Source organism: Bacillus cereus group sp. RP43 (genome assembly GCF_040459645.1).
Classification (GTDB): domain Bacteria; phylum Bacillota; class Bacilli; order Bacillales; family Bacillaceae_G; genus Bacillus_A; species Bacillus_A mycoides_C.
The window spans coordinates 5,136,036-5,145,000 of sequence record NZ_JARVHQ010000001.1 but is presented as its reverse complement, the minus strand read 5'-3'; the positions used below and the strand labels follow the sequence as shown (position 1 = coordinate 5,145,000).

Here is an 8,965-nt window from a genome sequence, read left to right as displayed (position 1 = left end):
AAAGGGCGCACGGTGGATGCCTTGACACTAGGAGTCGATGAAGGACGGGACTAACGCCGATATGCTTCGGGGAGCTGTAAGTAAGCTTTGATCCGAAGATTTCCGAATGGGGAAACCCACTATACGTAATGGTATGGTATCCTTACCTGAATACATAGGGTATGGAAGACAGACCCAGGGAACTGAAACATCTAAGTACCTGGAGGAAGAGAAAGCAAATGCGATTTCCTGAGTAGCGGCGAGCGAAACGGAATCTAGCCCAAACCAAGAGGCTTGCCTCTTGGGGTTGTAGGACATTCTATACGGAGTTACAAAGGAACGAGGTAGACGAAGCGACCTGGAAAGGTCCGTCACAGAGGGTAACAACCCCGTAGTCGAAACTTCGTTCTCTCTTGAATGTATCCTGAGTACGGCGGAACACGTGAAATTCCGTCGGAATCTGGGAGGACCATCTCCCAAGGCTAAATACTCCCTAGTGATCGATAGTGAACCAGTACCGTGAGGGAAAGGTGAAAAGCACCCCGGAAGGGGAGTGAAAGAGATCCTGAAACCGTGTGCCTACAAATAGTCAGAGCCCGTTAATGGGTGATGGCGTGCCTTTTGTAGAATGAACCGGCGAGTTACGATCCCGTGCGAGGTTAAGCTGAAGAGGCGGAGCCGCAGCGAAAGCGAGTCTGAATAGGGCGTTTAGTACGTGGTCGTAGACCCGAAACCAGGTGATCTACCCATGTCCAGGGTGAAGTTCAGGTAACACTGAATGGAGGCCCGAACCCACGCACGTTGAAAAGTGCGGGGATGAGGTGTGGGTAGCGGAGAAATTCCAATCGAACCTGGAGATAGCTGGTTCTCCCCGAAATAGCTTTAGGGCTAGCCTTAAGTGTAAGAGTCTTGGAGGTAGAGCACTGATTGAACTAGGGGTCCTCATCGGATTACCGAATTCAGTCAAACTCCGAATGCCAATGACTTATCCTTAGGAGTCAGACTGCGAGTGATAAGATCCGTAGTCAAGAGGGAAACAGCCCAGATCGCCAGCTAAGGTCCCAAAGTGTGTATTAAGTGGAAAAGGATGTGGAGTTGCTTAGACAACTAGGATGTTGGCTCAGAAGCAGCCACCATTTAAAGAGTGCGTAATAGCTCACTAGTCGAGTGACTCTGCGCCGAAAATGTACCGGGGCTAAATACACCACCGAAGCTGCGAATTGATACCAATGGTATCAGTGGTAGGGGAGCGTTCTAAGTGCAGTGAAGTCAGACCGGAAGGACTGGTGGAGCGCTTAGAAGTGAGAATGCCGGTATGAGTAGCGAAAGACGGGTGAGAATCCCGTCCACCGAATGCCTAAGGTTTCCTGAGGAAGGCTCGTCCGCTCAGGGTTAGTCAGGACCTAAGCCGAGGCCGACAGGCGTAGGCGATGGACAACAGGTTGATATTCCTGTACCACCTCTTTATCGTTTGAGCAATGGAGGGACGCAGAAGGATAGAAGAAGCGTGCGATTGGTTGTGCACGTCCAAGCAGTTAGGCTGATAAGTAGGCAAATCCGCTTATCGTGAAGGCTGAGCTGTGATGGGGAAGCTCCTTATGGAGCGAAGTCTTTGATTCCCCGCTGCCAAGAAAAGCTTCTAGCGAGATAAAAGGTGCCTGTACCGCAAACCGACACAGGTAGGCGAGGAGAGAATCCTAAGGTGTGCGAGAGAACTCTGGTTAAGGAACTCGGCAAAATGACCCCGTAACTTCGGGAGAAGGGGTGCTTTCTTAACGGAAAGCCGCAGTGAATAGGCCCAAGCGACTGTTTAGCAAAAACACAGGTCTCTGCGAAGCCGTAAGGCGAAGTATAGGGGCTGACACCTGCCCGGTGCTGGAAGGTTAAGGAGAGGGGTTAGCGTAAGCGAAGCTCTGAACTGAAGCCCCAGTAAACGGCGGCCGTAACTATAACGGTCCTAAGGTAGCGAAATTCCTTGTCGGGTAAGTTCCGACCCGCACGAAAGGTGTAACGATTTGGGCACTGTCTCAACCAGAGACTCGGTGAAATTATAGTACCTGTGAAGATGCAGGTTACCCGCGACAGGACGGAAAGACCCCGTGGAGCTTTACTGTAGCCTGATATTGAATTTTGGTACAGTTTGTACAGGATAGGCGGGAGCCATTGAAACCGGAGCGCTAGCTTCGGTGGAGGCGCTGGTGGGATACCGCCCTGACTGTATTGAAATTCTAACCTACGGGTCTTATCGACCCGGGAGACAGTGTCAGGTGGGCAGTTTGACTGGGGCGGTCGCCTCCTAAAGTGTAACGGAGGCGCCCAAAGGTTCCCTCAGAATGGTTGGAAATCATTCGTAGAGTGCAAAGGCATAAGGGAGCTTGACTGCGAGACCTACAAGTCGAGCAGGGACGAAAGTCGGGCTTAGTGATCCGGTGGTTCCGCATGGAAGGGCCATCGCTCAACGGATAAAAGCTACCCCGGGGATAACAGGCTTATCTCCCCCAAGAGTCCACATCGACGGGGAGGTTTGGCACCTCGATGTCGGCTCATCGCATCCTGGGGCTGTAGTCGGTCCCAAGGGTTGGGCTGTTCGCCCATTAAAGCGGTACGCGAGCTGGGTTCAGAACGTCGTGAGACAGTTCGGTCCCTATCCGTCGTGGGCGTAGGAAATTTGAGAGGAGCTGTCCTTAGTACGAGAGGACCGGGATGGACGCACCGCTGGTGTACCAGTTGTTCTGCCAAGGGCATAGCTGGGTAGCTATGTGCGGAAGGGATAAGTGCTGAAAGCATCTAAGCATGAAGCCCCCCTCAAGATGAGATTTCCCATAGCGTAAGCTAGTAAGATCCCTGAAAGATGATCAGGTTGATAGGTTCGAGGTGGAAGCATGGTGACATGTGGAGCTGACGAATACTAATAGATCGAGGACTTAACCATATAATATGAAGCAAATGTTATCTAGTTTTGAAGGAATATGCCTTCATAGTTTGGTGATGATGGCAGAGAGGTCACACCCGTTCCCATACCGAACACGGAAGTTAAGCTCTCTAGCGCCGATGGTAGTTGGGACCTTGTCCCTGTGAGAGTAGGACGTCGCCAAGCAAGATAAAAACACAAGTCTTTTGACTTGTGTTTTTTTATTTCCCATGAAATAGGCCCGGTTCTGTTAGTAAAAATGTTGAAATATAGTAAGGGATTTTTTGAGCAGAAATATTGAGAAACTGATAAATAAATGGATAATCTTCAGAGCCATAGCTTCCAAGTAAGTCATACCACCAATCTGTTTCATACCTAGAAATCATGCTTAAATTATAGAGCAATAAATAGTGAACAAGGAGCTCAGGCAACACTGGTTTAGAGTTTCTAGGTTCGGTTGTAAGTGGTAAATAATAAGTGTCAGTAAGATGCTCGTAGTATAAAGGTGTACTATACATAGGATTCCATGATTGAATAGGTGCCGAAAAAAACAAATTTAATTCATTATTTTTCTCAGGTACGTGTTGTATTGATAAATGCTTACAAGTTGTTTCGATGTAACGAGAAAATCGCTCTTTAGTCATATGTAGTCGATCTAATATATTGACTGAAAAGGAGAGCTCATTTTTATTTGTTGAATCGATCTTACATAAAGTTGATACTTTTTGACTATAGCGCAACAAATTTTGTAATTCAGGAATATTCCCCATTAGCTCTAACATATTAAATTTCTCCGCTTCTAAGTGTTTCATGTGAAACAGTTGTTCTGCAACGTGAGTAAACAATCCGTTTTTCTGTATTTTCACCTCATCTTCTAAAAATTGATACCCCTGTTTTTTTCGTTTACGAGTTGTAACGCCATGAGCTAAAACAGTAGTTGATTCTGGGTAGTTAGGATCAATAGTTAACAAGCAAGCTTTAAACAGTTGGCTAATTCCATAAAATAACAACATTGGCTGAATCGAAAAGGGGGCCACCTTATATAATTCATAATAATTTTTCCCGTGTTCTAAGTAGTAAATAAAGGGATAACAGTTTTCAAAACTTTTTTTTTCAGCATCTTGTATGGAGGATTTTTCATAACAACGGGCAAGATAACGTTGTACATTTTGAGATGAAAAAAAGAAACTTAATTGCTGCCAAGTACAATGTGTTTGATGCATATATTACGCTCCTTTTATTGTCTAAAAATTCTAACATATATATACGTCCTTGACAGTATTTTAACCAATTGATAAGCTACTAATAATAATTTCTGGTATCATGGGGGGAACAATTATGTGGGAATCTAAATTTGTTAAAGAAGGTTTGACTTTTGATGATGTATTACTTGTACCAGCGAGGTCAGATATATTACCAAGAGAAGTAAGTGTTAAAACAGTTTTATCTGAAAGCTTACAGCTAAACATCCCGTTAATTAGTGCAGGAATGGATACAGTAACAGAAGCTGACATGGCTATTGCAATGGCTCGTCAAGGCGGTTTAGGAATTATTCATAAGAATATGTCTATTGAGCAACAGGCAGAGCAAGTTGATAAAGTAAAGCGCTCTGAAAGCGGCGTTATTTCAGATCCTTTCTTCTTAACTCCAGAACATCAAGTATATGATGCAGAACATCTTATGGGAAAATATCGTATCTCAGGTGTACCAGTTGTAAATAATTTAGATGAGCGAAAATTAGTTGGTATTATTACAAACCGTGATATGCGTTTCATCCAAGACTACTCAATCAAAATTTCTGACGTAATGACAAAAGAACAGTTAATTACAGCTCCAGTTGGTACTACACTGGAAGAAGCTGAAAAGATCCTACAAAAGTATAAAATTGAAAAGCTCCCTCTTGTTGATAATAACGGTGTATTACAAGGGCTTATTACAATAAAAGATATTGAAAAAGTAATTGAATTCCCAAACTCTGCTAAAGATAAGCAAGGACGCTTATTAGTTGGAGCAGCTGTTGGTGTAACGGCTGATGCTATGCTTCGTATCGATGCATTAGTAAAAGCTAGCGTAGATGCAATTGTACTTGATACAGCTCATGGGCATTCTAAAGGTGTTATTGAAAAGGTAAAAGAAGTTCGTGCGAAATATCCAGCACTAAATATTATCGCTGGAAATGTTGCTACAGCTGAAGCAACGAAAGCATTAATTGAGGCTGGTGCAAACGTAGTTAAAGTTGGTATTGGACCAGGTTCTATTTGTACAACGCGTGTTGTAGCTGGTGTTGGTGTACCACAATTAACAGCAGTTTATGATTGTGCAACAGAAGCTCGTAAACACGGTATTCCAGTTATTGCTGATGGCGGTGTTAAGTACTCTGGTGATATGGTTAAAGCTTTAGCAGCAGGAGCACACGTTGTTATGCTAGGTAGTATGTTTGCTGGTGTTGCTGAAAGTCCTGGAGAAACTGAAATTTACCAAGGTCGCCAATTTAAAGTATATCGTGGTATGGGTTCTGTTGGAGCGATGGAAAAAGGAAGTAAAGATCGTTACTTCCAAGAAGGAAACAAAAAACTTGTTCCTGAAGGTATTGAAGGACGCGTACCATATAAAGGACCTTTAGCAGATACAGTTCATCAATTAGTTGGTGGATTACGTGCAGGTATGGGATATTGCGGAGCGCAGAATTTAGAATTCTTACGTGAGAATGCACAGTTCATTCGTATGTCAGGTGCAGGTTTACGTGAAAGCCATCCTCATCACGTACAGATTACAAAAGAGGCTCCAAACTACTCATTATAATGTCTTATATACAAATAGACAGAGATTTGATATCTCTGTCTATTTTTTTTTGATTATGTTAGAATAACGGTTATGTGAGTACATAGATATTGGGGGTAGCAAAAGTGAAAGGTATGTTTTGCAAAAGATTCATTGCGTTGGTAACAGTGCTTACAATAGCTTGTAGCATGTTTGCACCATATAGCAATGCATCAGCAGAAACAGCAGCTGCTTTAAACATTGAAGCAGGTGCAGCGATTTTAGTTGAAGCGAATTCTGGGAAAATTGTATATCAAAAGAATGCAGATGAATTATTATCAATTGCCAGTATGACAAAAATGATGAGTGAATACTTAGTGAATGAGGCAATATCAAAAGGGAAACTGAAGTGGGATCAAAAAGTTAAAGTTTCTGAATATGCATATAAAATTTCACAAGATCGTTCATTATCAAATGTTCCGCTAGAAAATGGTGGTTCTTATACGGTAAAAGAACTGTATGAAGCAATGGCAATTTATTCTGCTAATGGAGCGACAATCGCTTTAGCTGAAGCAGTGGCAGGAAAAGAAGTTGATTTCGTAAAAATGATGAATGATAAGTCGAAAGAGTTTGGATTAAAAAGCTATAAATTTGTCAACTCTACAGGCTTAACGAACAGAGATTTAAAAGGGCAACACCCTGAAGGAACAACTCCAGAAGAAGAAAATAAAATGTCTGCAAGAGATGTTGCGATTTTAGCACAAAATCTTATTAAAGACTTTCCAAAAGTATTAGATACAGCTAAAATTCCAAAAAAGGTATTCCAAGAGGGTGGAAAATACCCAGTTAATATGGATAACTGGAATTGGATGCTAAAAGGCTTAGTTAAGCAATATGAAGGCGTAGATGGTCTGAAAACAGGATCAACTCCAGAAGCAGGAGATTGTTTCACTGGTACGGTCGAGAGAAATGGTATGCGTTTCATTTCTGTAGTTATTAAAACAAATTCTCATACGGCAAGATTTGATGAGACAAAGAAATTATATGATTATGGCTTTGCTAACTTTGAAATGAAGAAAATGTATGAAAAAGGTTCTTCGGTTAAAGGAAAAGAAACAGTAAGAGTTGAAAATGCGAAAGATAAAGATGTAGCAGTTCAAACGAAGCAAGCTGTTTCACTTCCGGTGCCAAAGGGAAGTAAAGACGTTTATAAAACAGAATTTAAAGAAGGAAATAAGGGACAAGAGGCACCTATGAAAAAGGGAGTTACACTTGGCCAAATGGTTGTAACGTCTAAAGATAGTAATGATCCTGGATTTTTATCAGGAAAATCATTACAAGTAGACCTTGTAACAAAATCTGAAGTAGAAGAGGCAGGCTGGTTCACACGTTCTATGCGCGGAATTGGTTCTTTCTTTAGTGGTATGTGGAATAGTGCTGTTGATACAGTAAAAGGTTGGTTTTAAAAGCTCCTCATTGTAGGAGCTTTTTCTTATTCCTATTTTTCATACCGACTTTATGAAAAAGTAGTGGACAAGCATCAGATAGTTAGTGGTAGAATGTAAGAGTATTCTTAATTTTCTTCTTTAACGGGGGAAAGCAATTCACCTAGGGGGGTTTTTGTACATGACAAATGTAACAGGGACAGAACGTGTAAAACGTGGAATGGCAGAAATGCAAAAAGGCGGCGTTATTATGGACGTAGTTAACGCCGAGCAAGCAAGGATTGCAGAAGAGGCAGGCGCAGTTGCTGTTATGGCATTAGAGCGTGTACCTGCAGATATTCGTGCAGCAGGTGGCGTTTCTCGTATGGCAGATCCAACAATTGTTGAAGAAGTTATGGGTGCTGTATCAATTCCGGTTATGGCAAAATGCCGTATCGGTCACCTTGTAGAAGCACGTGTATTAGAATCATTAGGGGTAGACTATATCGATGAGAGTGAAGTATTAACTCCTGCTGATGAAGTATACCATTTAAATAAACGTGATTACACAGTTCCATTTGTATGTGGTTGCCGCGATATCGGAGAAGCTGCACGTCGTATTGCAGAAGGTGCATCTATGCTTCGTACAAAAGGTGAACCAGGAACAGGAAACATTGTAGAGGCAGTGCGTCATATGCGCCAAGTCAATGCAGAAATCCGTCAAGTTGCAAATCTACGTGAAGATGAGTTAATGACATATGCAAAAAATACTGGTGCTCCTTATGAAGTACTACTTGAAATTAAACGCCTTGGTCGCCTACCAGTTGTAAACTTTGCAGCAGGTGGTGTAGCAACACCAGCAGATGCAGCGTTAATGATGCAACTTGGTGCTGATGGTGTATTTGTTGGATCTGGTATCTTCAAATCAGAGAACCCAGAGAAATTTGCACGTGCAATCGTTGAGGCAACGACTCATTATGAAGATTACGAACTAATTGCAAGCCTTTCTAAAGGATTAGGTAATGCAATGAAAGGTGTCGAAATTTCAACGTTATTACCAGAACAACGCATGCAAGAGCGCGGATGGTAATTAAAGGAGATCTTTAAAATGGTGAAAATCGGTGTGCTAGGTCTTCAAGGTGCAGTTCGTGAGCATGTAAAATCAGTTGAGGCAAGTGGTGCAGAAGCTGTTGTTGTAAAGCGTATAGAACAACTTGAAGAGATTGATGGTCTTATTTTACCAGGCGGTGAAAGTACAACAATGCGCCGTCTTATTGATAAATATGCTTTCATGGAGCCTCTTCGTACATTTGCGAAGTCTGGTAAACCAATGTTTGGTACATGTGCAGGTATGATTCTTCTTGCGAAAACACTTATTGGCTATGAAGAAGCACATATTGGTGCTATGGATATTACGGTTGAGCGCAATGCGTTCGGACGCCAAAAGGATAGTTTTGAAGCTGCACTTTCAATGAAAGGTGTGGGAGAGGACTTTATTGGTGTATTTATCCGTGCTCCGTATGTTGTAAATGTAGCTGATGATGTTGAAGTACTTTCTACACATGGAGATCGAATGGTAGCAGTAAGACAAGATCAGTTTTTAGCTGCGTCATTCCATCCAGAATTAACGGATGATCATCGTGTGACAGCATACTTTGTAGAAATGGTAAAAGAAGCGAAAATGAAAAAAGTTGTATAAGTAACTTGCAACTTGTATAAGATTATAGTAAATTGATGGTAACAATTTTATAAAATAAGCGTGTTGATAGGAAGTAGTAACAAATGTTGTTTCTTATAGAGAGTCGATGGTTGGTGGAAATCGATAGAAACAGTTTGTGAATCCATCCTGGAATGGAATGTGGAATATCTTTTGATTAGTAAGCATTCCCGG

General features: G+C 42.2%; 5 protein-coding genes, 2 rRNA genes and 1 other annotated feature (2 of these 8 only partly in view). Of the genes, 6 read left to right on the top strand and 1 reads right to left on the bottom strand.

Going from position 1 to position 8,965, the window contains the following annotated elements; translation table 11 throughout:
• Positions 1-2,911, top strand: a 23S ribosomal RNA gene (locus QCI75_RS26760); it begins 11 nt to the left of the window's first position.
• A gap of 49 nt (positions 2,912-2,960) precedes the next feature.
• Positions 2,961-3,076: ribosomal RNA gene (gene rrf / locus QCI75_RS26755) — 5S ribosomal RNA — on the top strand.
• Positions 3,077-3,111: 35 nt separating this feature from the next.
• Here rrf and QCI75_RS26750 read toward each other — a convergent pair.
• The gene (locus tag QCI75_RS26750) at positions 3,112-4,113 is read right to left on the bottom strand and encodes a YaaC family protein (protein ID WP_144507870.1); all 1,002 of its coding nucleotides are present in this window, start codon (positions 4,111-4,113) and stop codon (positions 3,112-3,114) included.
• Between the two features lie 115 nt (positions 4,114-4,228).
• Here QCI75_RS26750 and guaB point away from each other — a divergent pair, with 115 nt between their 5' ends.
• The 4 genes from guaB (at position 4,229) to pdxT (ending at position 8,773) form a co-directional block, all read left to right on the top strand.
• Positions 4,229-5,692: an IMP dehydrogenase gene (gene guaB, locus QCI75_RS26745; protein ID WP_002107266.1), complete on the top strand. Its 1,464-nt coding sequence runs from the start codon at positions 4,229-4,231 to the stop codon at positions 5,690-5,692.
• Between the two features lie 113 nt (positions 5,693-5,805).
• Positions 5,806-7,116, top strand: a complete 1,311-nt coding sequence (locus QCI75_RS26740) for a D-alanyl-D-alanine carboxypeptidase family protein (protein ID WP_186320961.1) — start codon at positions 5,806-5,808, stop codon at positions 7,114-7,116.
• 160 nt (positions 7,117-7,276) lie between these two features.
• Positions 7,277-8,164: a pyridoxal 5'-phosphate synthase lyase subunit PdxS gene (gene pdxS / locus QCI75_RS26735; RefSeq protein ID WP_002107268.1), complete on the top strand. Its 888-nt coding sequence runs from the start codon at positions 7,277-7,279 to the stop codon at positions 8,162-8,164.
• Positions 8,165-8,182: 18 nt separating this feature from the next.
• Positions 8,183-8,773, top strand: coding sequence for a pyridoxal 5'-phosphate synthase glutaminase subunit PdxT (gene pdxT / locus QCI75_RS26730; protein ID WP_002113246.1), 591 nt, complete (start codon positions 8,183-8,185; stop codon positions 8,771-8,773).
• A 54-nt stretch (positions 8,774-8,827) separates the two neighbouring features.
• Positions 8,828-8,965: a binding site (T-box leader), on the top strand (it continues 83 nt past the right edge of the window).

Coding starts and splice junctions, on each gene's coding strand:
- QCI75_RS26750 (WP_144507870.1), bottom strand. CDS start 4,113: ATGCATCAAACACATTGTACTTGGCAGCAATTAAGTTTCTTTTTTTCA.
- guaB (WP_002107266.1), top strand. CDS start 4,229: ATGTGGGAATCTAAATTTGTTAAAGAAGGTTTGACTTTTGATGATGTA.
- QCI75_RS26740 (WP_186320961.1), top strand. CDS start 5,806: ATGTTTTGCAAAAGATTCATTGCGTTGGTAACAGTGCTTACAATAGCT.
- pdxS (WP_002107268.1), top strand. CDS start 7,277: ATGACAAATGTAACAGGGACAGAACGTGTAAAACGTGGAATGGCAGAA.
- pdxT (WP_002113246.1), top strand. CDS start 8,183: ATGGTGAAAATCGGTGTGCTAGGTCTTCAAGGTGCAGTTCGTGAGCAT.